Origin of the sequence: Streptomyces pinistramenti, from assembly GCF_020564935.1 — a bacterium.
Lineage (GTDB): Bacteria > Actinomycetota > Actinomycetes > Streptomycetales > Streptomycetaceae > Streptomyces > Streptomyces pinistramenti.
The window spans coordinates 104,083-127,399 of record NZ_JAJCXB010000006.1 but is presented as its reverse complement, the minus strand read 5'-3'; the positions used below and the strand labels follow the sequence as shown (position 1 = coordinate 127,399).

Sequence of the window (23,317 nt, the reverse complement as noted above, 5' to 3'; positions counted from 1 at the left end):
CCGGGCTCTTCGGATCCCGGGGCGGGTCAGGTCAGGGGGCGGGGCTCCGGGTCGCGCGGCAGGCCGAGCAGCCGTTCGGCGACGACGTTCAGCTGCACCTGCGTGGTGCCGCCCGCGATGGTCAGGCAGCGCGACATCAGGAAGCCGTGCAGCGCCCGTTCGCCCGGCCCCTCGCGCACCGCGCCGTCCGGGCCGAGGAGTTCCAGCGCGAGTTCGGCGGTCTTCTGCTGGTGTGCGGTCTGGACGAGCTTGCGGATGCTGGCGCCTGCGCCCGGCTCCTGCCCCGCGACCTGCTGGAGGGTGGTGCGCAGGGCGATGCAGCCCAGCGCGTGCGCCTCGGCCGCCAGGGCGCCGACCCGTGCCCTGACCGTGGCGTCGAGCCCGGCCGCGCGGTCGATGAGCGTCTGGAGGCCGGTGTCGAACGTCATCTGGTCGGCCATGTGCACCCGTTCGTTGCCGAGCGTGGTGCGGGCGACCTTCCAGCCGTCGTCGACCTCGCCGACCACCGCGTCGGCGGGCAGCAGTACGTCGTCGAAGTAGACCTCGTTGAACAGTGCGTCGCCGGTGATCTCCGTCAGCGGCCTGATGTCGATGCCGGGGCTCTTCATGTCGACGACGAAGAACGTCAGGCCCCGGTGCTTGGGCGCGTCCGGGTTCGTGCGGGCGAGCAGGATGCCGTATCCCGCCCACTGGGCGGCCGAGGTCCACACCTTCTGGCCGTTGACCCGCCAGCCGTCCGGGGTGCGCTCCGCCCTGGTGCGCAGCGCGGCCAGGTCCGATCCGGCTTCCGGTTCGGAGAACAGCTGGCACCACAGCAGGTCGCCGCGGAGCGTGGGCGGCAGGTACCGCGCGCGCTGTGCGTCGGTGCCGTGCGCGAGCAGCGAGGGGACCACCCAGGTGGCAATGCCCAGGTCGCCGACCTTGACACCGGCGGCGGCCAACTCCTGCTGGATGGCGAGCTGTTCGACGGGGCCCGCGCCCAGTCCGTAGGGCTCGGGGAGGTGCGGGGCGGCGTAGCCGGTGGGGGCCAGCGCGCGGCGGGCGGCCGCCGGGTCGAGGCCGCGTACGCCGTCGATGACGGTACGGGCGCGGGCGCGGTGCGCGGCGGCCTCGCCGGGGAGTTCGAGCCGCAGGGCGCGGCGGGCGCCGTCGGCGCCGTGCCGGGCGGCCCGCATCCGGTGGGTGTCGCCGCCGCCGAGCAGCTGGCGGGCGACGGTGGCCCGCCGGAGGTAGAGGTGTGCATCGTGTTCCCAGGTGAAGCCGATGCCGCCGAGGATCTGGACGGTGTCCTTGGCGCAGCTGAAGGCGGCGTCCAGGGCCGTGGCGGTGGCCAGCGCGCAGACCAGGCCGCGGACGCCGGGGTCGGCGTCGAGGGCCTGGGCCGCGTCCCAGACCAGCGCGCGGGCCTGTTCGCAGCGGACCAGCATGTCGGCGCAGAGGTGCTTGACCGCCTGGAACTGGCCGATGGGGCGCCCGAACTGCTCGCGTACGGCGGCGTGTTCGGCCGCGGTCCGCAGGCTGTGCCCGGCCGCGCCGCAGCCCTCGGCGGCGAACAGCACTCCGGCCAGGTCGCGGACCAGCGCACTGTCGACGGCGAGCAGCCGGTCCGCAGGCACCGGCACGCCGTCGGCGCGCACCTCGGCGGTGTGCCGGGTCGGGTCGGCGCTCTCCTGGACGCGTACGGACAGCGCGGCGGCGTCGACCGCGAGCCAGACGGCCCCGGGCGGCCGCGGGTCGCCGCCGCCCGGGCCCGCGGTGTCCGGCTCCGGGCCCTGCGGCCGGGTTTCGGCGGCCAGCACGATCAGGTCCGCGTCGCCGCCTGCCAGGACGGGCGGCGCGGTGCCGTCCAGGACGTAGCCGTCGGCCGTTTCGACGGCGGTGAGCGAGCCGGTGCCGAGTGCGACGGCGCCGATCAGGCCGCCGCCCGCCAGGTCGGACACGAGGCCGTGGAGGCCGCCGCGGCGCAGCAGTTCGGCGGCCAGCGCGCTGGGCAGGTACGGGCCGGGGAACGCGGCGGCGCCCAGCTCCTCCAGGACGACTGCCAGGTCCAGGAGGGTGCCGCCGCCTCCGCCCGCGGCCTCGGGCAGGTGCGGGCCCAGCAGCCCCTGGGCGGCGAGCGCGTCCCAGTGGGCGGGCCTGCCGTGGGGCGGCGGCGCGGTGTCGAGCAGCTTGCGCACCTCTTCGGGTGGCACGGACCGCGCGACCCAGCCGCGCGCCGCCTCGGCCAAGTCACGTTGCTCTTGCGTGATTCCGATGCCCATGGCGCGCAGAGTAGAACACGTTTCACTATGACGGAAGGTCGGCGGGAGGGGCGGGGACGGCTGGGGAGGCGGGGCGGGGCTCGCCCCTGCCGGTCCGTGCCGCACGGCCGCCCGGACGCATTCCGCCGGAAACGCCGCGGCGGCGAACGGCGAGAACACTCCGGTGAATTCCGGCCCGGCACCCCGCATTTCCGCATCCGGCCTTACCGGCCCGTCGCGTCCATCGCGTCGAGACATCACGTCGCCCCATCACGTCGACGAATTCCACCTCCGCCCCCGGAAGGAACGGGAGGAGAGAGGCGAGAGAGATAGCGGAGGCCCGGGACGGAGAACCGTGAGAATCGCGGGCGGCGTCGCTGCGCGGGGAGAAGGCGGGAGAAGACGGAAGAAGGCAGCAGAAGGGCGGGGAACCGGCCGTGCTCTCCGGAATGCGAACTCCGGTTTCCTCTTTTCGTGCAGGCGCCTCCATCAACCCACTGGCCCCGCACACACCTCACAGCACACCACCCGCACATCGCCCCGCCCGCCCCGTACGGCACGATGAGCCACCGGACCGCACGGCGCACCGGACCGCACGGCCGCCGGACCCGCACGACCAGGAGGAAGCCCATGGCCGCTCCCACCGCTCCCCCGCCCGAGCAGCAGCCGGCGGGTGCCCGGCCAGGACCGGAGGTCCTCGCCGCCTTCGAGGCGGCCAAGGGCTTCATGCCGGTGGACGAGGGCCTCGCGCTGTACGCCGCCGCGGTCCGGGCGGCGGCGCTCGGGCTTCCTCTGGTGGAGGTCGGCACCTACTGCGGGCGTTCCACGATCCTGCTCGCCGACGCCGCCCGCGCCGCCGGGGTCGTCACGGTCACCGTCGATCACCACCGGGGCAGCGAGGAGCAGCAGCCGGGCTGGGAGTACCACGATCCGGCGGTCGTCGACCCGGAGGTGGGCCGGATGGACACCCTGCCCACCTTCCGGCGCACTCTGCACGCGGCCGGCCTGGAGGACCACGTCATCGCGCTGGTCGGCCGGTCGCCGCAGGCCGCGGCGGTCTGGCGGGCGCCGGCCGGCCTGGTCTTCATCGACGGCGGGCACACCGACGAGCACGCCGGCGCCGACTACGAGGGCTGGGCGCCGCACCTCGCGGACGGCGGGCTGCTCGTCATCCACGACGTCTTCGCCGACCCGGCGGACGGCGGCCAGGCGCCGTACCGGATCTACCGCAGGGCCCTGGAATCCGGCGCGTTCACCGAGGTGTCGGCCCACCGTTCGCTGCACGTACTGCAACGCACCGGTCCCGGCATCTGAGCGGGCTACCATCGCCGACGTGTTCAACGGCAGCCCTCGTCCCGCACCCCGGCGCCCGCGCGGCGCCCTCGTCGTCACGCTGGTGGCCCTGGTCGCCGCCGGGGTCGCGAGCTGGCTGATCTGGCGCCCGGCGGGCAGGAGCGAGCCGCCGCGGGCCGCGCCGCCCGCGTCCGGCACACCGTCCGGCGGCGCCTCGTCCGGCGCGGACGCGCACGGCGGCGAGGGGAGCGACGGGCAGGGGGGCGGCGCAGGCCGGGATGACGGCGGGCGCGGCACGTTGCGAGGCAAGGTCGTCGTCATCGACCCCGGCCACAATCCGCGCAATCGCGACCACACGGAGCAGATCGCCCGAACGGTGGACGTCGGCAACGCCCGCAAGGAGTGCGACACCACCGGCACCTCCACGGACGACGGCTACGCCGAGGCGTCCTTCACCCTGGACGTCGCCCGCCGGGCCCGCGCCCTGCTCCGGGAGGAGGGCGCGAAGGTGGTGTTCACGCAGGACGGTGACCGGGCGTTCGGGCCGTGCGTGGACGAGCGGGCCGCGGCGGGCAACGCGGCGGGCGCCGATGCCGCGGTCTCCGTCCATGCCGACGGATCGGCGGCCGGCAACCGCGGTTTCCACGTCATCCTTCCCGCGCGGGTCACGGCGGGCGGCGCCGACACCTCCACGATCGTCGGACCGTCCAGGGACCTGGGGAAGCGGCTGGCCGGCCGGTTCGTCGCGGTGACCGGCAGCGCACCGTCGAATTACGTCGGCAAGGGAACGGGCCTCGACGTGCGTTCCGATCTCGGCGGTCTCAACCTCTCGAAGGTGCCGAAGGTGTTCATCGAGTGCGGCAATATGCGCGACCCGAAGGATGCGGCGCAATTGACCGATCCGCAATGGCGGCAAAAGGCGGCGCGCGGGATCACCGAGGGCATTACGGACTTCTTGACGCGATGAACACGGGCGCGGGTCGCGGGCTCGATACCGTGCCGATACCGCTTCCCCACCAGTTCCCCACCAGCAGGACGACCCGACCACCCGGGCGACAGGTTCCCCTTTACGATGGGGGCCCACCGCCGTGCCTCGCACCGCGCACACCAGTGACAGCGACGACCAGAACCTCGAAACCGACAAAGGACTTTTACGTGAACATCCGCTCCCTCACTCGAGGCGACGGCGTGGTGATCGGAGCAGCGGTGTTGCTGTTCATCGCCTCGTTCCTGCCTCTCTACTCGACGAGCGCGTCCAACTGCGTCGGCAAGTTCTGCCCGGCGCCCGCCGCGAGCCCGATCGCCTGGGACGCACTGCCGCTGCTGATGAGCGTGTACCTGGCAGGTGTGATCGCGGCGGTCCTGATCGTCCTCGCGCGTGCCCTGCCGGAGCCGCCCAAGGTCGTCGGCCTGGAGCTGAACCAGGTGGGTGTCACACTGTCGGCGTTCGTCGTCTGGACCGCCTTCTGGTGGATCGTCAATGGCGGCGGCCCGTCGATCGGCCTGATCCTCGGCCTGCTCGCCTCCCTGGCGCTGGCCGGCGGCGCCATCGCCACCCCGCTCGTGCCCGCCCTGAAGGCCGCCCTGATCGGCGCGCCCAAGCCGCAGGCCGCGGCGCCGTACGGCGCGGGCCCGCAGCCCGGTTACGGCTACCCGGGCGCGCAGCAGCAGCCGCAGGGGCACGGCTACGGCTACCCCGGCGGCCAGCAGCAGCCGCAGCCCGGCCAGCCTCAGCAGGGGCAGAGCTTCGGCGGGCAGCAGGCCCCGGCGGATGCCACCGCGGGCGGCCCGCAGGGCGCGTCCCCGGCGGCCGGTGCGCCCGCGGACTTCGCGCCGTTCTGGTTCGCGGTGCCCGTCGCGCGCCCGCTGTACGGCGAGGACGGTTCGCCGTCGCCGATCGCGGAACTGGCGCCCGGCACCTGGTATCTCGCGGTGGAGCAGCGCGGCCAGGCCCTGATCGCGCAGACCCAGGACGGCCGTCGCGGCGTCCTGCAGGACACCACCGGGATCCAGCGCGGCTGACCCGGCACACACAGCGGTCCGCACGGCCCCTCGCCTTCGGGCGGGGGGCCGTTGCGCTGCCGGGCGCCGGGCCGTACAGTGCGCCGACAGTTATTCTGACGCGTCGTCAGTTTTGCGACTGGCGGGCCGCCGGAAGGCGCACGGGCTGCGGGGCATCCGGGAGGGGCGGGCATGCGACTGGGTCTGGCACTCGGCTACTGGGGGCGCGGCCCCGATCCCCGGCATCTCGAACTCGCCCGCGAGGCGGAACGCCTTGGCTACGGATCTGTGTGGACGGCGGAAGCCTGGGGCTCGGACGCGTTCACCGCGCTCACCTGGATCGCCGCGCACACCTCCCGCATCGAACTGGGCACCGGCATCGCCCAGATGGCCGCCCGCACCCCGACGGCCACCGCGATGCACGCGCTGACCCTCGACCACCTCTCCGGCGGCCGGATGCTGCTCGGCCTCGGCCTGTCGGGGCCGCAGGTCGTCGAGGGCTGGTACGGACGGCCGTTCCCGAAGAGCCCGCTGACCGCGACCCGCGAGTACGTCGACGCGATCCGCCAAGTCCTGCGCCGGCAGGGCCCGGTGGAGGTGGACGGACGCTTCCATCCGCTCCCCTACCGCGGCGCGGACGGCACCGGCCTCGGCAAGCCGCTCAAGCCGATCACCCATCCGCTGCGGTCCGAGCTGCCCGTCCTGCTGGGCGCCGAGGGCCCCAGGAACATCGCCCAGACGACCCGGATCGCGGACGGCTGGCTGCCGTTGTACTGGTCGCCGCTGCGTACCGACGTCTACCGGACGTCACTTGAGGACGCACCCGAGGGCTTCCGCATCGCCCCGATGGCGCGGGCGGTGGTCTGCGAGGACATCGCCGAAGGGCTGCTGCCGGTCAAGGCGATGCTGGGCTTCTACATCGGCGGGATGGGACATGCGGCGAAGAATTTCCACGCGGACCTGATGGCGCGGATGGGCTTCGCGGAGGCGGCCGGGCGGGTGCAGGAGCTGTTCCTCCAGGGCCGCAGGCAGGAGGCGGTGCACGCCGTGCCGGACGCGTTCGCCGATGAGATCTCGCTGGTGGGGCCGCGGGAGCGGATCGCGGAGCGGCTGGAGTTGTGGCGCGCGGGCCCGGTCACCGACCTGCTCGTCACGGCCCCGGACCCGCACACCCTGCGGGTCCTGGCCGAACTGACGAGCTGACGGCCGGTGCGCGCGGCCCGGCCTCCGCCTCAGCCGAAGGTCGCGTACTCCAGCCACAGGTCGAGGAGCGCGCGGTCGCCCACGATCTCGACCAGTTCGCTGTCGGCCGGCAGCCTGCGGTAGAAGACCCGCAGCACCTCGGTGAGCGGGCCGCGCAGGGCGACGGCGGCCTTTTCGTGCCCCCTGCGGTGGACCAGCCGGTCGCCGCTCAGGTCGAGGAACCACTCGGCGTTCAGCTCGGGCGACGTATCGGTGGCGTGCAGATGGATGCTGCGGCCGGGCCCGAACAGCGGCTCGCCCTTGGCCGCCAGGCGTTCGGCGAGGGCCGGCATGGCGCACAGCTGGAGCCACTCCTCCACGCAGTCGGCGGCGACCTCGGGATCCGCCGCGAAGTCCACGCCGGCGGTCAGTGCGGCGTCGGCGCGGTGGATCAGCGTCTCGTGGGTCATCCGCCGCGCCCAGAACCCGGCCCGTTGCACCGGCGACCACGTCCACACCGCCGCGTCGGGGCCCGCCGCGCGCAGTTCCCGAACGGTCTCGTCGACTCCCTCGGCGAGCCAGGCGTCGAGCGTGTCAGGGGTGACGTCGGCAGGCCCTTCGATCCCGGGGAGGGTCGCCATGTCGATGTTCTCGGTGGCGCGGGCGGCTACCAGGGCGCCCGCCCAGCGGTGCGCGCCGCCGACGTGCAGGACGAGGTCGGTCAGGGACCAGTCGGGACAGGTGGGCACCGTGGCCGACAGGTCGCTCTTGTGCAGGATGGCGCGCAACGCCGCGGTCTCGGCGAGGAGTTCGGTGCAGTAGCGCTCGTGGGTGAGCGAGCCCTCAAAAGTCATGGGCCGCACGGTAATGCAGGTGGCGGCCGGCCGGCTCGTCCTTTGTGCCGCGCAGCCGGCCGGCCGCCGCGTCGTACGGCGCCGGTCGTCCATCGGCAGGATGGTCCCGCCCTCTTTCCGGTTTCCCTGATCGGGCCCCGGACAGGGAAATGCCGCCCGTTTCGCCGGCCGTCATCGCTGCCGCTCAGGCGTCGCAGCCCTCGATGTCGTCGGGGCAGTCCTCGACGTCTTCCTTGCCGAGGGTGCTCAGCCGCCAGTGGATCAGGCCGTTGGTCATGCTGCCGGGTGTGTGCAGGGTGGCGGTGAACGGCTGGTCGGCAGCGGGGATGTTGAACGCGTCCGGCAGCCGGTCGTTGCAGGCCACCGCCCACTCCTGCGTCGTACTGCCGCGCCGTAGACGGAGGGTGAGTTCGCGGGTTCCGGGGGCTTCGCAGCCGATGTCGAGGCGGTAGGGCCGCTCGCCCGGGGTGCGGAAGGTCCGGTCGAGGCCCTCCTTGCCGTACGCGTAGCCGTCGTCGACGAGTTCGGCGTCCGGGTCGCGGGCGGCGCGGGAGAGGCGCTTCATCGCCTTCTCGTGGTCGCCCTTGCCCCAGGCGTCGTCGTCGGCGGTCGAGGCGGACGCGCCGCCCCGCGGGTCCTGATCCGCCGGTGAGACGCACCCGCCGACCGCGGCAGCGCTGAGGAGGACAACGGCGGCGAGGGGGCTTTTGCTCATGGCTGTCATGGTATGTGCCGCCGGGGCGCACCCTCCGGGGCATCCGGGGTGCGCCCGGGGCAGGCGGGGCGGCAGGCCGTACGTGCCGGGACGTGGGTCAGCGGCAGCAGTCCGGGGCGAGGCCGGTCGGCAGCCGGTCGCCGCCGAAGACCGAGGTGGTCGCCTCGTCGCCGCCCAGCGCGGCCACCGCGAGGAGCAGCGATCCGGCGGTCCAGGAGGTCAGTTCGGCGGGCCAGATCGCGTCGTCGTCGAAGACGTAGCCGGTCCAGTAGAGGCCGTCGTCCGCCCGCAGGTGCTGCATCCACTTGAGGATCTGCACCGCGCGGTCGGACTCGCCCATCGCCCAGAGGGCGAGGGCCAGTTCGGCGCTCTCGCCGCCGGTGACCCAGGGGTTGGGCAGCACGCAGCGCACGCCGAGCCCCGGCACGACGAACTGTTCCCAGGCGTCGTCGATCCTGGCCCTGGCTGCCGCGCCGCGCAGCGCGCCGCCGAGCACCGGGTAGTACCAGTCCATCGAGTAGCGGGACTTGTCCAGGAACCGTTCCGGGTGGCTGCGTATCGCGTGGCCCAGGCGGCCGAGCGCCAGTTCCCAGTCGGGCTGCGGCTCCTCGCGCTGTTCGGCGAGGGCCAGCGCGCAGCGCAGTGCCTGGTGGACGGAGGACGAGCCGGTCAGCAGCGCGTCGGCGACGGGGGTGCCGTCGTCCTCGCGCTTCCAGCCGATCTGACCGCCGGGCTGCTGGAGTTCGAGTACGAACTCGACGGCCGCGTAGACGGCGGGCCACATCCGGTCGAGGAAGGTCTCGTCGCCGGTGGACAGGAAGTGGTGCCAGACGCCGACGGCGATGTAGGCGCAGAAGTTGGTCTCGCGGCCGCGGTCGGTGGGGGCGTCGGCGTCGCCGTCGGCGTAGGCCGCGTACCAGGAGCCGTCGGAGTTCTGGGTGCGGACGAGCCAGTCGTACGCGGCCTCGGCGCGCTCGTGTTCGCCGGCCGCGTCCAGGGCCATGGCGGCCTCGGTGTGGTCCCACGGGTCGAGGTGGTGGCCGCGGAACCACGGGATGGCGCCGTCCTCGCGCTGGGCGGCGATGATGCCGGCGACGGTGCGGGCCGCCTGCTCGGCGGTGAGCACGCCCGGCAGGACGAGGCGTTCGGTACGTCCGGGACTCGTCACTTGGCGGCCGCCTCGGGGAGGTGCGGCTTGGTGGCGTAGGCGACGAAGCTCTTGCCGATGAGGGGGTTGAGCGCCTGCTCGGCGAGCCGGGTGGCCAGCGGCTTCTTCATGATGTCCCAGACCAGCAGCTTGTGGTACGCCTTGACCGGCAGGGCCTGGTCGTTGTCGACGCCGAAGGCGCACTTCAGCCACCAGTAGGGGCTGTGCAGTCCGTGGGCGTGGTGGGTGCCGTAGGGCTTGAGTCCCGCGGCGCGCATCTTGGTGAGCAGTTCGTCGCCGCGGTAGATGCGGATGTGGCCGCCCTCGACCTCGTGGTAGGCGTCGCTCAGCGCCCAGCAGACCTTCTCCGGGCCGTAGCGCGGGACGGTGACCGCTATCCGTCCGCCGGGGCGCAGCACCCGCACCATTTCGGCGAGTACGCCCTTGTCGTCCGGGATGTGCTCCATGACCTCGGAGATGATGACGACGTCGAAGCTGTCGTCGGGGAAGGGCAGGGCCAGCGCGTCGCCCTCCATGGCGGTGGCGGTGGCGCCCTCCGGGGCCTCGCCGGCCTCCTTCATGGCGGCGAACCACTTGGCGACCTCACGGATCTCCTCGCCGTTCTGGTCGAGGGCGACGACCTGCGCGCCGCGCCGGTAGCACTCGAAGGCGTGCCGGCCGGCGCCGCAGCCCAGGTCGAGCACGCGGTCGCCCGGGGCGAGCGGGAAGCGGGAAAAGTCGACGGTCAGCACGGCGTTCTGCTTTCGTCCGGCGGGTCGGGGCGGGTCGATGGTGGTCGCGGGTGGGGCTGGGGTGGTGGCGGGGGTGTGCGGTGCGGCCGGTGCGGCTAGCTCGGCGCGAGTGCGGTGCGGCGTCCTGCGGCCGCGGCCCGGTCCCCTTGGAGGGCGATGGCCTCGCGGTAGCGCTCGGCGGTGCCGATGGCGGCCTGCCGCCAGGTGAAGCGGGCCAGCACGCGGGCGCGGCCTGCCGCGCCGAGGCGGGCGCGCAGCGGGGCGTCGCCCAGGAGCCGCAGAAGTCCGGCGGCCAGCGCCTGCGCGTCGCCCGGCGGCACCGCGAGGCAGGTCTCACCGTCGGGCCCCGCGACCTCGGGGATGGCGCCGCCGGTGGTGGCGAGCAGCGGGGTGCCGGTGGCCATCGCCTCGGCGGCCGGCAGCGAGAAGCCCTCGTAGAGCGAGGGGACGCAGGCGATCTGGGCGCTGCGCACGAGGTCGACGAGTTCGGCGTCGCTGATGCCCTTGACGAACTCGATGGCGCCGGACAGGCCGTGCCGTTCGATGGCGGCGGCGACCGGGCCGTCGTCGGCGCGCTTGCCGACCACGACGAGATGCGCCTCGGGGTTCTCGGTGCGCACCTTGGCGAGCGCTTCGACGAGGTGGATCAGGCCCTTGAGGGGCACGTCGGCGCTGGAGGTGGTGACGATCCGGCCGGGCACCTCGGGGACGGAAGGGTCGGGCGCGAAGAGGTCGGTGTCGGCGCCGATGGGCACGACGTGGATCCGGTCGTCGGGCACGCCGAGGTCGTCGGAGATCTCCTGGCGGGAGGAGCCGGAGACGGTCAGCACGGAGGGCAGCCGGCGGGCGACGCGCTTCTGCATACGGGTGAAGCCGTACCAGCGGCGGACCGAGGCGCGGCGCTTGACGCCGTCGGCCGCCGCGAGGTCCAGGCGGCGGTCGACGGTGATGGGGTGGTGGATGGTGGTGACCAGCGGGGCGCCGAGGGCGCGGGGGCCGCCGAGCAGGCCGTAGCCGAGCGTCTGGTTGTCGTGCACGACGTCGAACCGGCCGCGGCGGGCGGCGAGATGGCGCCGGGCCCGCAGCGAGAAGGTCAGCGGTTCGGGGAAGCCGCCGGTCCACATCGTGGCGACTTCGAGTGCGTCGATCCAGTCGCGGTACTCGCCGCGCCCTGGGGTGCGGAACGGGTCGGGCTGGCGGTAGAGGTCGAGGCTGGCGAGTTCGGTGAGCGGCACGCCTTCGTCGAGTACGGGGTAGGGCTGGGCGCCGATCACTTCGACGGCGTGCCCGAGGCGGGCGAGTTCGCGCGAGAGGTGGCGTACGTAGACGCCCTGCCCGCCGCAGAACGGGTTCCCCTTGTACGTGAGCATCGCGATGCGCAGCGGGCGGTCGCCAGGTGGCTGGGCGGCGGCAGAGGGGGCCTCGGCGGAGCGAGGCGCGGCTGCCTGGACGGCCTCTGCGGTCACGCGCGGCCCCCTTCTCACTGGACTTTCGCCGGAGCGTAACCGCTGGCGGTAATCTAGAACAAGTTTCAGAACTGCTGGGCTACTCATCAGTTCACGGAGCTGCGAATCTACCGGCCGAGGACGGGGCGCGAAGAGCCGCATCAGGTGATTCGCGCCACGACCGGAGCCCCTGCCATGCTGTGCCGATCACACCACCGGTACTCACCGCATCGCGGACGGGATGCCACGGAATGGGACATATGACTACGGAATCCAAGGCGGCCAGGCCGGCGCTTCCCGCGAGTCCTCCCCTGACCGAGCGTCAGGAGGCGCGGCGCCGCCGCATCCTGCACACCAGCGCCCGGCTGGCGAGCCGCGGCGGCTTCGACGCCGTCCAGATGCGCGAGGTCGCCGAGTCCTCCGGCGTCGCGCTCGGCACGCTCTACCGCTACTTCCCCTCCAAGGTTCACCTGCTGGTCGCGACCATGCAGGACCAGCTCCAGCACATGCACGAGACGCTGCGCAAGCGTCCGCCGTCGGAGGAGGACCCGGGCGCGCGGGTGGCGCAGACGCTGATGCGGGCGTTCCGGGCCCTCCAGCGCGAGCCGCATCTGGCGGATGCGATGGTGCGCGCGCTGACCTTCGCCGACCGGTCCGTGAGCCCCGAGGTGGACACCGTCTCGCGGCTGACGACGGCGATCATCCTGGACGCGATGGGACCGCCCGCCGCCCACCGTCGGCCCCAGGGCCAGGCGGGCACCGCCGCCTCCCCCACTCCCGCCCAGCTCTCCGCGGTCCGGGTCATCGAGCACACCTGGCACTCGGCCCTGATCACCTGGCTGTCGGGCCGGGCGTCGATCGCCCAGGTGAAGATCGACATCGAGACGGTCTGCCGGCTGATCGATCTGACGGCTCCGGGGGCGGTGGCGGGTGCGGAGTCGGGAGCGAAACCGGCGTCGGAGGTGGCCTCGGGGGTGAATCCGGCCTCGGAGACGGAGGCGGAGACGGTGGAGGCGGCGACGGAGCCGGGCGCGAAGCGTTAACTCCGCTCCCACCCCGGGTAGTTGGCCCGCAAGGGGCCCGCACGTCCCCTACGGGATCACCTCCCCCACCCCCTACGGCACCCCCCACCCCGCTCATTCCTCCGGCGGAAAGACCACCTCCCCGCTGTCGGCCAGGGTCAGGGTGATCGCCTCGACGGGGCAGCTCTCGGCCGCCGCCAGTACGTTCTCGGCCGCGTCCGTCTCCGGTGCCACGGGGTGCGACTGCCGGGCCGCGTCCAGCCGGAAGCCGTCCGGCGCCGTCCCGGCGCACATCCCGGACCCGATGCACACGCTCCGGTCCACCTCCACCCGCCAGCGGTCCCCCATCACGCGCCCGCCGGCAGGTGGATCATCTTGTGTTCCAGGTACGCGTCGAAGCCCTCGGGGCCGAACTCCCGGCCGATCCCGGAGTTCTTGTAGCCGCCGAAGGGCCCGAGCATGTCGATGCTGAAGGTGTTCACCGAGTACGTGCCGGTGCGCACCTGCCGTGCGATGTCGATGCCGCGTTCGGTGTCGGCGGTCCATACCGAGCCCGACAGGCCGTATTCGGAGTCGTTGGCGATGCGTACCGCCTCCGCCTCGTCCTCGTACGGCAGCAGGCAGATGACCGGGCCGAAGATCTCCTCGCGGGCGATCCGCATGGAGTTGGCGACGTCGCCGAAGAGCGTCGGCTCGACGTACCAGCCCGTCGGCTGTCCGGCCGGTTTCCCGCCGCCCGCAAGGATTTTGGCGCCTTCCCGCTGTCCGAGCGCGATGTAGTCCAGCGAGCGCTGTTGCTGGCGGCGGGCGACCAGCGGGCCGAGTTCGGTGGCCGGGTCCAGCGGGTCGCCGACGGTCAGCGCGTCGGCGGCGGCGGCGAACCGTTCGGCGATCTCGTCGTAGCGGGAGCGTGGCGCGAGGATCCGCGTCTGGGCCACGCACGCCTGGCCGTTGATCATCCAGGCGAACGGCACGATGCCGGACACCGCCGCGTCCAGGTCGGCGTCCGGCAGGATCACCGCGGCGGATTTGCCGCCCAGCTCCAGCGTGACGCGGCTGAGGTTGCGGGCGGCGACCTCCATGACGCGGCGGCCGGCGGCGACCGACCCGGTGAAGGACACCTTGTCCACGCCGGGGTGCCCGACCAGGTATTCGCTGACCTCGCGGTCGGCGGGCAGGATCGACAGCACGCCGTCCGGCAGTCCGGCATCGGTGGCGATCTCGGCGAGCAGGTAGGCGTCCAGCGGCGTCTCGGGCGAGACCTTGAGGATCACCGAGCAGCCGGCCAGCAGGGCGGGCGCGAGTTTGGCGGCGGCGGTGAACTGCGGGACGTTCCAGGGGACCACGGCGGCGACCACTCCGGCGGGCTCCCGGCGGATCAGCAGCGGCCCGAGTATGCCGTCGCGGCGTTCCTCGAAGGGGTGGTCGGCGGCGACCTTCAGGGCCGCGTCCCAGACCAGCATCGCGGCCAGCGACTGCACCATGATCCCGGAGGTGAGGGGGGTGCCGTTCTCGGCGCTGATGACCTTGGCGATCTCTTCGCTGCGGACCGCGAAGGCGTCCTTGATCCGGGTCACCACGGCGATCCGGTCGGCGAGCGGGGTGTGCGCCCAGACTCCTGAGTCGAAGGAGGTGCGGGCCGCGGTCACCGCACGGTCGACGTCGGCCCGCGAGGCGTGCGGGACGCGGCCGATGACCTGTTCGGTGTGGGGTGAGACCACCTCGATCGTGTCGCGTCCTGCCGGATCGACCAGCTCACCACCGATGTAGAGCTTTCCGTACTCGACGAGGTCGCTCATCGCTGCCGCCTTCCGCGGATGGGCCGCCTTGGCCGCCTTGGCCGACCGGAACTGCCGCTCCCGCCGGTTCCTGACGCTGCATCAGAAACTGATACCAGTTCCCCCGGGAGGAGTCCACGGCGAGGGCCGAATCCCTCCACCCCGCCCGGCCGTTCCACCCCGCGGCCGCCAACTGCCGCCCCGGGGAAGGTCACTTCACTCCGCGCTGGAACCGGTTCTAGTTATAGTGGCCGGCGGGCCACACCGAGAGGGGACCGGGATGACGCAGGTGACCGACCACAAGGGCGGCGTGTGGAGCATCGCCGTCCCCATCCCCGACAACCCGCTCGGGCACACCCTCGTCCACCTCCTGGAGACCGGCCGCGGCCCGGTCCTCATCGACACCGGCTGGGACGACCCGGACTCCTGGGACACCCTCGTCGCCGGCATCGCGGCCTGCGGCTTCGCCGTCACGGACCTGTACGGCGTCCTGATCACCCACCACCACCCCGACCACCACGGCCTCTCGGCCGCCGTACGGGAGGCGTCCGGCGCCTGGATCGCGATGCACGAGGCGGACACCGCCGTGGTCCGCCGCACCCGCGAGGCCGAACCGGGCCGCCGGCTCGACTACCTGATCGCCAAGCTCACCGCGGCCGGCGCCCCGGACGACCACCTGGCACCGCTGCGCGCGGCCCGCGCCAGGAAGGCCGGCGGCCGCGCGCTGCCCGGCCGCCGCGTCGCGCTGCCCGACCGCCCGATCGCCCCCGGCGAGCTGCTGGACCTGCCCGGCCGCCGGCTGCGCGCCCTGTGGACGCCGGGCCACACGCCGGGCCACGTCTGCCTGCACCTGGAGGAGGCGCATCCGGACCAGGCCGTCCCGGGCCCGGCGGGCGGCTTCGGGCGGCTGTTCTCCGGCGACCACCTGCTGCCCGGCATCACGCCGCACATCGGCCTGTACGAGGACCCGGACGACGCGACGCTCACCGACCCTCCCCCAAGCTCTCGGCCTCGCTCCGGCAGGGGAGACCCCCTCGGCGACTACCTCGCCTCCCTGGAGCAGGTCGCCCGCCTCGCGCCGGCCGAGGTGCTGCCCGCCCACCAGCACGCGTTCACCGACGCCGAAGGCCGCGTCCGGGAGCTGATCGCGCACCACGAGGAGCGGCTCGACCGGCTCCGTGAGCTGCTCAGCGAGCCGCTGACGCCCTGGCAGCTGGCGGTGGCCATGGAGTGGAACCGGCCCTGGGAGCAGATCCCGCACGGTTCACGGAACATCGCGGTGTCCGAGGCCGAGGCGCATCTGCGCCGTCTGGTGAAGCTCGGGCAGGCCGAGCAGCTGCCGGGGACCGACCCGGTGCGGTTCCGGGCGGTGTGACCTGCGGTGACGGGGGCCCGCTGTGACCTGAAGCCGGCACGGGGCGGGCCGCCGCCGACCGTGCCGTGGCGGCCGCCCGCTAAAGTGTGCGGATAACTTCATCCGTGCCCGATCGGGGGAAGCCGGTGGAAATCCGGCGCTGACCCGCAACCGTCAGGGCGGGCCCGTCCCGCGCGCCGCAGCACGCGCGCCGCATGGAGCCCGCACGAGCCGGAGCGCCCGGTGGGGCACACCAAGGCTCCCGCCACCGGATCCGCCGCCCGCGGCCGGCCGGTGCGCGGCACCGTCGAGGTATACGGAGCTGAGCCCGGTGCCACCGCGTACGGTCATCACGGCCACCGGCGTGGCTGCCGTAGGGCGTGCCTCCACCACCACCGCTGCGAACCGACCGAGAGGCACCGACCGATGGCCCCCATGGCCCCCTCCTTCGCCGTCCTGGCGCGCCGTACGGCTGCCGTGCTGGCGGCCGCCGCCGTGCTGGGCGCCGCCGCACCGGCCGCGTTCGCCGACTCGCCTTCGCCCGCCCCGAAGAAGCTGCCCGCGGGCCTCTACGGCACCGGGGACGCGCAGTACGACGGGGTGTGGCGGCAGTCGCTCGCGCTGCTGGCCCAGCACACGGTGGGGGTGCGTCCTGCCGGGGCCGCCGTGGACTGGCTGGCGGGGCAGCAGTGCGCGGACGGCGGGTTCGCGGCGTTCCGCGCGGATCCGGCGAAGGCGTGTGACGCCAAGACGATGCGGGACACCAACCAGACGGCGGCGGCCGTGCAGGCGCTGGCCGCGCTCGGCGGGCACGGCGAGGCCGTGCAGAAGGCGGTGGGCTGGCTGAAGTCGGTGCAGAACGACGACGGCGGCTGGCCGTCGATGGCGGGCTCGGCGAGCGACGCCAACTCCACGTCGGTGGTGATCGGCGCGCTGACCGCGGCCGGTGTGCGGCCGGAGTCGGTGACGTCACAGAAGGGCGGCAGGTCCCCGTACGAGGGGCTGCTCACCTTCCGGCTGGGCTGCGGGGCGAAGGACGTGAAGGGGGCGGAGCGGGGCGCGTTCGCCTTCCAGCTCAAGGGCGCGGCGCCGAACGCGGACGCGTCGGCGGCCGCGGCGACCGGCGCCCTGGGCAAGGGCTTCGTCGTCGGCCCTGCGGGCAAGGACGCGGGCGAGCCGGTGGCGCCGTCCTGCAAGGACGGTGAGAAGGACGGCGGGAAGGCCGACGCGGCGGGGCGGAAGGAGGCCGCGGAGGGCGCGGACGCGTATCTCGTCGCGCAGCTCGGCGGGAACGGGCAGCATCTGCCGTCCGCGATGCCGGGGGCGGAGCAGCAGCCCGATGTGGGCAACACCGCCGACGCGGTCGTGGCGCTGGCCGCGGGCGGGCACGGCGCGGCGGCCCGGCAGCCGCTGGCGTGGCTGGAGAAGCATGCCGCGCCGTGGGCGAAGACGGGCGGCCCGGCCGCGTACGCGCAGCTGATCTTCGCCGCGCACGCCACCGGCGCCGACCCGCGGGACTTCGGCGGCACGGACCTGGTCGCGGCGCTGGGCGCGACGGGTCCGAAGCCGGCCGGTGACGCCGGTTCGTCCGCGTCGCCCGCCGAGGACTCGCAGGACACCGGGTCCGGCGGCGGGATCAGCGTGTGGTGGGTGATCGTCATCGGGCTCGCCGCCGGTGCCGGTATCGGCTTCCTGATGAGCGGCCGCCGGAAGCGCGGGCTGTGATGCGGCGCTTCCGCATCGGCTGTGCGCTGCTGCTCGCGGCGGCCGCGGTCGGCCTGGGCGCGGGCCCGGCCCAGGCGCAGGAGTACCGCTACTGGTCGTTCTGGGACGGCGCGGGCGGGTCCTGGGCGTACGCGACGCAGGGCCCGGCCACGCTGCGCCCTGCCGACGGCGCCGTCACCGGCTTCCGCTTCACCGTCAGCGCCGACTCGGCCGCCGCGGGCAAGCCCCGTCCTGCGGCCGACTTCACGGCGCTGTGTGCCGGTACGCCGGCGAAGGCCGGGGCCAAGCGGATCGGGGTCGTCATCGATTTCGGCACGGCGGCGGATGCGCCGAAGGGCGAGCGACCGCCGAAGCCGCGCGCGGAGTGTGCCCGGGTGCCTGCGGACGCGTCGGCGGGTGATGCGCTGGCGGCGGTGGCCGAGCCGCTGCGCTACGACGCGCACGCGCTGCTGTGCGGCGTCGCCGGTTATCCGAAGGCGGGGTGTGCGGAGCAGGTGAGCGGTTCGGGTGGGTCGGCCGGGGCGTCGCCGTCGTCGGGGAAGCCGGCTTCGGGGGCGGACGGGGACGGTGGCGGGCCTTCCGCCGGGCTGATCGGCGGGATCGCCGTCGTCGTCGTGCTGGGTGCGGCCGCTGGGTGGCAGGCCCGCCGCCGGCGCGGATGAGCGCCCCGCGGGCGACCCGGAGCACGGCCCTGCACGCGGGCGCGTGGTGGCTGTGGGCGCTGGGACTCGCGACCGCCGCGTCCCGCACCACCAATCCGCTGCTGCTGTGCCTGCTGGTCGGCGTCGCCGGTTATGTCGTGGCCGTGCGCCGTACGGACGCGCCCTGGGCCCGTTCCTACGGGGCGTTCGTGAAGCTCGGGCTGCTGGTGCTCGGCATCCGGCTGGTCTTCGCGTTCCTCCTCGGTTCGCCGATCCCGGGGACGCACACGCTGGTGACGCTGCCCGAACTGCCGCTGCCCGACTGGGCGAAGGGGGTGCGCATCGGCGGCCGGGTCACCGCGGAGGGCATGGTCTTCGCGCTCTACGACGGGCTGAAGCTGGCCACGCTGCTGATCTGCGTGGGGGCGGCCAATGCGCTGGCGAATCCGGCGCGGCTGCTGAAGTCGCTGCCCGGCGCGCTGTACGAGGCGGGGGTCGCGGTGGTCGTGGCGATGACCTTCGCGCCGAATCTCGTCGCCGATGTGCAGCGACTGCGGGCCGCCCGGCGGCTGCGCGGCCGTCCCGACCGTGGTGTCGCGGCCCTCCTCCAGGTCGGCCTGCCGGTCCTGGAGGGTGCGCTGGAGCGGTCGGTGGCGCTGGCCGCCGCGATGGACGCGCGGGGCTACGGGCGCAGTGCGTTCGTGCCGCGTGCGGTGCGGCACACCACCACCGTCCTGACGCTCGGCGGGCTGCTGGGTGTCTGCGCGGGGACGTACGGACTGCTGGCCGATGCGGGGGCCGGTCTCGGGCTGCCGCTGCTGCTTGCGGGGCTCACCGCGGCGCTGGCCGGGCTGTGGCTGGGCGGGCGCCGTTCGGTGCGTACCCGGTACCGGCCGGAGCGGTGGGGGGTGCGCGCCTGGCTGGTGTCCGGCTCCGGGGTCGCGGTCGCCGCCCTGATGATCGGCGCGAACGGCTACGCGCCCGGTGCTCTGCATCCGCCGGCGGTCCCGCTCACCGCGCCCCAACTGCCGCTCTGGCCCGCCCTGTCCGTCCTCGTCGGGCTGCTTCCTGCGTGGGTCGCGCCGCTGCCCGCCGTGGCGGGCGGGGGTTCGGCGGCGGGGTCGGGGCGGCCGCAGGCATCGTTGTCCGGCCGACCCGGCCGGCGGAAGAAGGAGTCCTGGCAGTGATCCGGTTCGAGCAGGTCTCGGTCACCTACAGCGATGCGCCGCAGCCTGTGCTCCGGGGCATCGACCTGACCGTGCCCGAGGGGGAGCTGTGCCTTCTCGTGGGCCCTTCCGGTGTCGGCAAGTCGACGCTGCTGAACGCCGTCTGCGGGCTCGTGCCGCACTTCACCGGGGGCACGCTCAGCGGCCGGGTCACCGTGGCCGGGCGTGACACCCGTACCCATGCCCCGCGTGAACTGGCCGATGTGGTCGGCACGGTGGGCCAGGATCCGTCGGCCCATTTCGTCACCGACACCGTCGAGGACGAACTCGCCTACGGCATGGAGTCGCTGGGCCTCGCCCCGGACGTGATGCGGCGCCGCGTCGAGGAGACGCTGGATCTGCTGGGTCTTGCCGGTCTCCGTGACCGTGCGCTGCCCACGCTGTCCGGCGGGCAGCAGCAGCGGGTGGCGATCGGCTCGGTGCTGACCGCTCACCCGCGGGTGCTGGTCCTGGACGAGCCGACGTCGGCGCTGGATCCGGGGGCCGCCGAGGAGGTGCTGGCCGTGCTCCAGCGGCTGGTGCACGATCTGGGCACGACGGTGCTGCTCGCCGAGCACCGGCTTGAGCGGGTGGTGCAGTACGCGGACCAGGTCATTCTGCTGCCGGCGCCGGGCGCCCCGCCCCGGCAGGGCGATCCCGCCGCGATCATGGCGGTCTCGCCCGTGCAGCCGCCGGTGGTCGCGCTCGGTGAGCTGGCGGGCTGGTCGCCGCTGCCGCTTTCGGTGCGTGACGCGCGGCGCCGGGCCGCTCCGCTGCGCGAACGGCTGGCGGGCCGGGCCCGGCCCGGTGACACCCGCTCCCGCTCCGCCGAAGCCGGGGCGGCCGGCCGGTCTGTGGCGGGGGCGGCGACGCATCACGGAGGCGCCCGGCACTGCGCCTGAGCCCGGTGCCGCGCCCGCCGTCGTCTCGGCGCTGGCCGTCCGCCGCGGCCGGACCGAGGCGCTGCGCGCGGTGGACCTGACCGTCCGCCCCGGCGAGACGCTCGCTCTGATGGGCCGTAACGGTGCCGGCAAGTCCACTCTGCTGACCACTCTGGTCGGGATGCACGAACCGTCGTCGGGCAGTGTGAAGGTCGGCGGCGCGGTCCCGCACCGCACCGCTCCCGGCACGTTGCTGCGGCACGTCGGGCTGGTCCCGCAGGAGCCGCGCGACCTGTTCTGCGCGGACACCGTCGCCGCCGAGTGCACGGCGGCCGACCGGGACGCGGGGGCGGCGCCCGGCAGTTGCCGTGCGCTGGTCGCCCGGCTGCTGCCGGACGTTCCGGACGCGGCCCATCCGCGCGACCTGTCCGAGGGGCAGCGTCTCGCCCTCGCGCTGGCGATCGTGCTGACGGCCCGGCCGCCGCTGCTGCTGCTCGACGAGCCGACCCGCGGCCTGGACTACGCGGCGAAGGGCCGTCTGGTGGAGGTGCTGCGCGGCCTGGCGGCCGAGGGGCACGCCATCGTCCTGGCCACCCACGACGTGGAGCTGGCCGCCGAACTGGCCCGGCGGGTCGTCATCCTGGCGGACGGGGAGATCGTCGCGGACGGGCCGACCGACGAGGTCGTCGTCTCCTCCCCCGCCTTCGCCCCGCAGGTCGCCAAGATCCTCGCCCCGCTGCCCTGGCTGACCGTCCCCCAGGTCGCCCGCGCCCTGGAGGACGCCTCATGACACCGGACCCTCCGGAGCGGGCCGCCCGTCCCGGCCGCCGGGTGCGGGCCGTCCGGCTCGGGCCGCGTTCCGTCGTGGCGCTGGCGCTGATCTCGGCGATCGGGGTGATGGCGTTCGGCTGGCCGCTGCTCGCCGACTCCGCTTCCGGGCTCGCCCATTCCCGGGACGCGCCCTGGCTGTTCGCGGCGCTGCTGCCGATGCTGCTGGCCGTCGTGGTGGCGACCATCGCCGACAGCGGCCTGGACGCGAAGGCCATCGCGATGCTCGGCGTGCTGGCCGCGGCCGGCGCGGCGATGCGGCCGCTCGGCGCGGGCACGGCCGGGATCGAGCCGATGTTCTTCCTGATGGTGCTGGCCGGCCGGGTGCTGGGGCCGGGCTTCGGGTTCGTGCTGGGTTCGGTGGCGATGTTCGCTTCGGCGCTGCTGACCGGCGGTGTCGGGCCCTGGATGCCGTTCCAGATGCTGTCGATGGGCTGGGTGTCGATGGGGGCCGGTCTGCTGCCGGGGCCGGACCGGCTGCGGGGGCGCCGCGAGCTGGCGCTGCTCGCCGGGTACGGGGCGGTGTCCGCGGTCCTCTACGGGCTGGTCATGAACCTCCAGGGCTGGCCGTACATCGGCGGGATGGCCTCGGGTGTCTCGTTCGTGCCCGGCGATCCGCTGCCCGACAATCTCGCCCGCTATCTCGCGTACTGCCTGGCCACCTCGCTCGGCTGGGACCTGCCCCGTGCGGCGGTCACGGTGCTGCTGACGCTGACGCTGGGCGGCACGCTCCTGAAGGCGCTGCGCCGGGCCACCCGCCGCGCGGCCTTCGACGTCCCGGTCTCCTTCGGCACGCCGGAGAGCGGGGCCGCGTCCGCCGGGACCGCTTCCCAAGGGGGTGCCCCCGGCTGACCGCCTTCCTCCAGGGGCTTCCGGCGGGTGTCCGCCTCACAGCCGCTGGATGATCGTCCCCGTCGCCAGCGCCCCGCCCGCGCACATCGTGATCAGCGCGAACTCCTTGTCCCTGCGCTCCAGTTCGTGCAGCGCGGTGGCGATCAGCCGGGCGCCGGTCGCCCCCACCGGGTGGCCCAGGGCGATGGCGCCGCCGTTCACGTTGACCTTCTCCAGGTCCTGTTCGAAGACCTGCGCCCAGGACAGCACGACGGAGGCGAACGCCTCGTTGATCTCGACGAGGTCGATGTCCCTGAGCGACATGCCCGCCTTGCCCAGGACCGCGCGGGTCGCGTCGACCGGTCCGTCGAGGTGGTAGTGCGGGTCCGCGCCGACCAGCGCCTGGGCGACGATCCGGGCCCGCGGCCTGAGCTTGAGTGCCCGCGCCATCCGCTTGGACGCCCACATCACGGCGGCGGCGCCGTCGGAGATCTGCGAGGAGTTGCCCGCGGTGTGCACCGCGTTCGGCATGACGGGCTTGAGGCCGGCCAGCGCCTCCATACCGGTGTCGCGCAGTCCCTCGTCCCGGTCGACGAGCCGCCACATGCCCTGGCCCGCGGCCTGTTCGTCCTCGGTGGTGGGGACCTGGACGGCGAAGGTCTCCCGCTTGAAGCGCTCCTCGGCCCAGGCGGCCGCGGCCCGTTCCTGCGAGCGGAGTCCGAGCGCGTCGACGCGTTCGCGGGTCAGGCCGCGGCGGCGGGCGATCCGTTCGGCGGCCTCGAACTGGTTGGGCAGGTCGACGTGCCACTCGTCGGGCCAGGGCTTGCCCGGCCCGTGCTTGGAGCCGCTGCCCAGCGGCACCCGGGACATCGCCTCCACGCCGCAGCCGATGCCGACGTCGATGACGCCGCCGGCGATCATGTTGGCGACCATGTGGTTGGCCTGCTGGGATGATCCGCACTGGCAGTCGACGGTGGTGGCGGCGGTCTCGTAGGGCAGGCCCATGGCGAGCCAGGCGTTGCGTGCCGGGTTCATCGACTGTTCGCCGGCGTGCGTGACGGTGCCCCCGACGACCTGTTCGACGCAGTCGGGCTGGATGCCCGTACGGCCGAGGAGTTCGCGGTAGGTCTCGCCCAGGAGGTAGGCGGGATGGAGGTTGGCGAGCGCTCCTTGGCGCTTGCCGATCGGGGTGCGTACGGCTTCGACGATGACGGGTTCCGCGGCCATGACTGACTCGTCCTCTCCTCGCGTCCGCGGGGCGTCCCGGCACCCACGGAAGAAGAACTAGTACGCGTTCTAGTTCTGCGCTCAGTCTCGTGAGCCCCACCCCGCCGCGCAAGGGGCGCGCACCCCCGTTGTCCGATCCCCGACGCCCCGGAAACGGCCGCCGAGCCCCCCTCTTGCGCAACAGGTGCGGCCGCAG

General features: G+C 74.0%; 19 protein-coding genes and 1 pseudogene. 11 read left to right on the top strand and 9 right to left on the bottom strand.

Annotated elements, in window-relative coordinates; all coding sequences use genetic code 11:
• Window positions 1-26 precede the first annotated feature (26 nt).
• Window positions 27-2,261: an acyl-CoA dehydrogenase family protein gene (locus LIU39_RS06740; protein ID WP_227045638.1), complete on the bottom strand. Its 2,235-nt coding sequence runs from the start codon at window positions 2,259-2,261 to the stop codon at window positions 27-29.
• Between the two features lie 609 nt (window positions 2,262-2,870).
• Here LIU39_RS06740 and LIU39_RS06735 point away from each other — a divergent pair.
• The 4 genes from LIU39_RS06735 (at window position 2,871) to LIU39_RS06720 (ending at window position 6,737) form a co-directional block, all read left to right on the top strand.
• The gene (locus LIU39_RS06735) at window positions 2,871-3,554 is read left to right on the top strand and encodes a class I SAM-dependent methyltransferase (RefSeq protein WP_227045637.1); all 684 of its coding nucleotides are present in this window, start codon (window positions 2,871-2,873) and stop codon (window positions 3,552-3,554) included.
• A 19-nt stretch (window positions 3,555-3,573) separates the two neighbouring features.
• Complete coding sequence (locus LIU39_RS06730) at window positions 3,574-4,500, top strand: N-acetylmuramoyl-L-alanine amidase (protein ID WP_227045636.1); 927 nt, start codon at window positions 3,574-3,576, stop codon at window positions 4,498-4,500.
• A 188-nt stretch (window positions 4,501-4,688) separates the two neighbouring features.
• Entirely contained in the window at window positions 4,689-5,555 is an 867-nt protein-coding gene (locus LIU39_RS06725) for a hypothetical protein (RefSeq protein WP_227045635.1), read from the top strand.
• Window positions 5,556-5,726: 171 nt separating this feature from the next.
• On the top strand, window positions 5,727-6,737 hold the full coding sequence (locus LIU39_RS06720) for an LLM class F420-dependent oxidoreductase (RefSeq protein WP_227045634.1): 1,011 nt from the start codon (window positions 5,727-5,729) through the stop codon (window positions 6,735-6,737).
• A 29-nt stretch (window positions 6,738-6,766) separates the two neighbouring features.
• On the opposite strand, the gene LIU39_RS06715 is transcribed toward LIU39_RS06720, so the two are convergent.
• From LIU39_RS06715 to LIU39_RS06695, 5 genes are all read right to left on the bottom strand, one after another.
• A complete protein-coding gene (locus LIU39_RS06715; protein WP_227045633.1) occupies window positions 6,767-7,570 on the bottom strand; it encodes a maleylpyruvate isomerase family mycothiol-dependent enzyme in 804 nt (267 codons plus the stop codon).
• 184 nt (window positions 7,571-7,754) lie between these two features.
• Window positions 7,755-8,285: a hypothetical protein gene (locus LIU39_RS06710; protein WP_227045632.1), complete on the bottom strand. Its 531-nt coding sequence runs from the start codon at window positions 8,283-8,285 to the stop codon at window positions 7,755-7,757.
• A gap of 97 nt (window positions 8,286-8,382) precedes the next feature.
• Window positions 8,383-9,453, bottom strand: a complete 1,071-nt coding sequence (locus tag LIU39_RS06705; RefSeq protein ID WP_227045631.1) for a prenyltransferase/squalene oxidase repeat-containing protein — start codon at window positions 9,451-9,453, stop codon at window positions 8,383-8,385.
• On the bottom strand, window positions 9,450-10,184 hold the full coding sequence (locus LIU39_RS06700) for a class I SAM-dependent methyltransferase (protein WP_227045630.1): 735 nt from the start codon (window positions 10,182-10,184) through the stop codon (window positions 9,450-9,452). Before LIU39_RS06700 ends, LIU39_RS06705 begins: the two co-directional genes overlap by 4 nt.
• Window positions 10,185-10,279: 95 nt before the next feature.
• Complete coding sequence (locus LIU39_RS06695; RefSeq protein ID WP_227045629.1) at window positions 10,280-11,650, bottom strand: glycosyltransferase family 4 protein; 1,371 nt, start codon at window positions 11,648-11,650, stop codon at window positions 10,280-10,282.
• Between the two features lie 239 nt (window positions 11,651-11,889).
• Here LIU39_RS06695 and LIU39_RS06690 point away from each other — a divergent pair, with 239 nt between their 5' ends.
• On the top strand, window positions 11,890-12,672 hold the full coding sequence (locus LIU39_RS06690; RefSeq protein WP_227045628.1) for a TetR family transcriptional regulator: 783 nt from the start codon (window positions 11,890-11,892) through the stop codon (window positions 12,670-12,672).
• A 93-nt stretch (window positions 12,673-12,765) separates the two neighbouring features.
• Here LIU39_RS06690 and LIU39_RS06685 read toward each other — a convergent pair whose 3' ends face one another.
• On the bottom strand, window positions 12,766-12,999 hold the full coding sequence (locus LIU39_RS06685; protein WP_227045627.1) for a ferredoxin: 234 nt from the start codon (window positions 12,997-12,999) through the stop codon (window positions 12,766-12,768).
• The gene (locus LIU39_RS06680; RefSeq protein WP_227045626.1) at window positions 12,999-14,450 is read right to left on the bottom strand and encodes an aldehyde dehydrogenase; all 1,452 of its coding nucleotides are present in this window, start codon (window positions 14,448-14,450) and stop codon (window positions 12,999-13,001) included. Before LIU39_RS06680 ends, LIU39_RS06685 begins: the two co-directional genes overlap by 1 nt.
• A gap of 259 nt (window positions 14,451-14,709) precedes the next feature.
• On the opposite strand from LIU39_RS06680, the gene LIU39_RS06675 reads away from it, so the two are divergent.
• From LIU39_RS06675 to LIU39_RS06650, 6 genes and pseudogenes are all read left to right on the top strand, one after another.
• Window positions 14,710-15,804, top strand: a complete 1,095-nt coding sequence (locus LIU39_RS06675; protein ID WP_227045625.1) for a Strvi_7410 family MBL fold metallo-hydrolase — start codon at window positions 14,710-14,712, stop codon at window positions 15,802-15,804.
• A gap of 405 nt (window positions 15,805-16,209) precedes the next feature.
• Complete coding sequence (locus LIU39_RS06670) at window positions 16,210-17,508, top strand: SCO2321 family membrane protein (protein ID WP_227045624.1); 1,299 nt, start codon at window positions 16,210-16,212, stop codon at window positions 17,506-17,508.
• Window positions 17,508-18,170, top strand: coding sequence for an SCO2322 family protein (locus LIU39_RS06665; protein ID WP_227045623.1), 663 nt, complete (start codon window positions 17,508-17,510; stop codon window positions 18,168-18,170). Before LIU39_RS06670 ends, LIU39_RS06665 begins: the two co-directional genes overlap by 1 nt.
• A complete protein-coding gene (locus LIU39_RS06660; protein ID WP_227045622.1) occupies window positions 18,167-19,336 on the top strand; it encodes a CbiQ family ECF transporter T component in 1,170 nt (389 codons plus the stop codon). The genes LIU39_RS06665 and LIU39_RS06660 overlap by 4 nt, the downstream gene beginning before the upstream one ends.
• Window positions 19,333-21,025, top strand: a pseudogene (locus LIU39_RS06655) (ABC transporter ATP-binding protein). The gene LIU39_RS06660 and the pseudogene LIU39_RS06655 overlap by 4 nt, the downstream one beginning before the upstream one ends.
• Window positions 21,022-21,915, top strand: coding sequence for an ECF transporter S component (locus LIU39_RS06650; RefSeq protein WP_227045621.1), 894 nt, complete (start codon window positions 21,022-21,024; stop codon window positions 21,913-21,915). The pseudogene LIU39_RS06655 and the gene LIU39_RS06650 overlap by 4 nt, the downstream one beginning before the upstream one ends.
• Window positions 21,916-21,951: 36 nt before the next feature.
• On the opposite strand, the gene LIU39_RS06645 is transcribed toward LIU39_RS06650, so the two are convergent.
• Window positions 21,952-23,121, bottom strand: a complete 1,170-nt coding sequence (locus LIU39_RS06645; protein ID WP_227045620.1) for a steroid 3-ketoacyl-CoA thiolase — start codon at window positions 23,119-23,121, stop codon at window positions 21,952-21,954.
• Window positions 23,122-23,317: the final 196 nt, after the last annotated feature.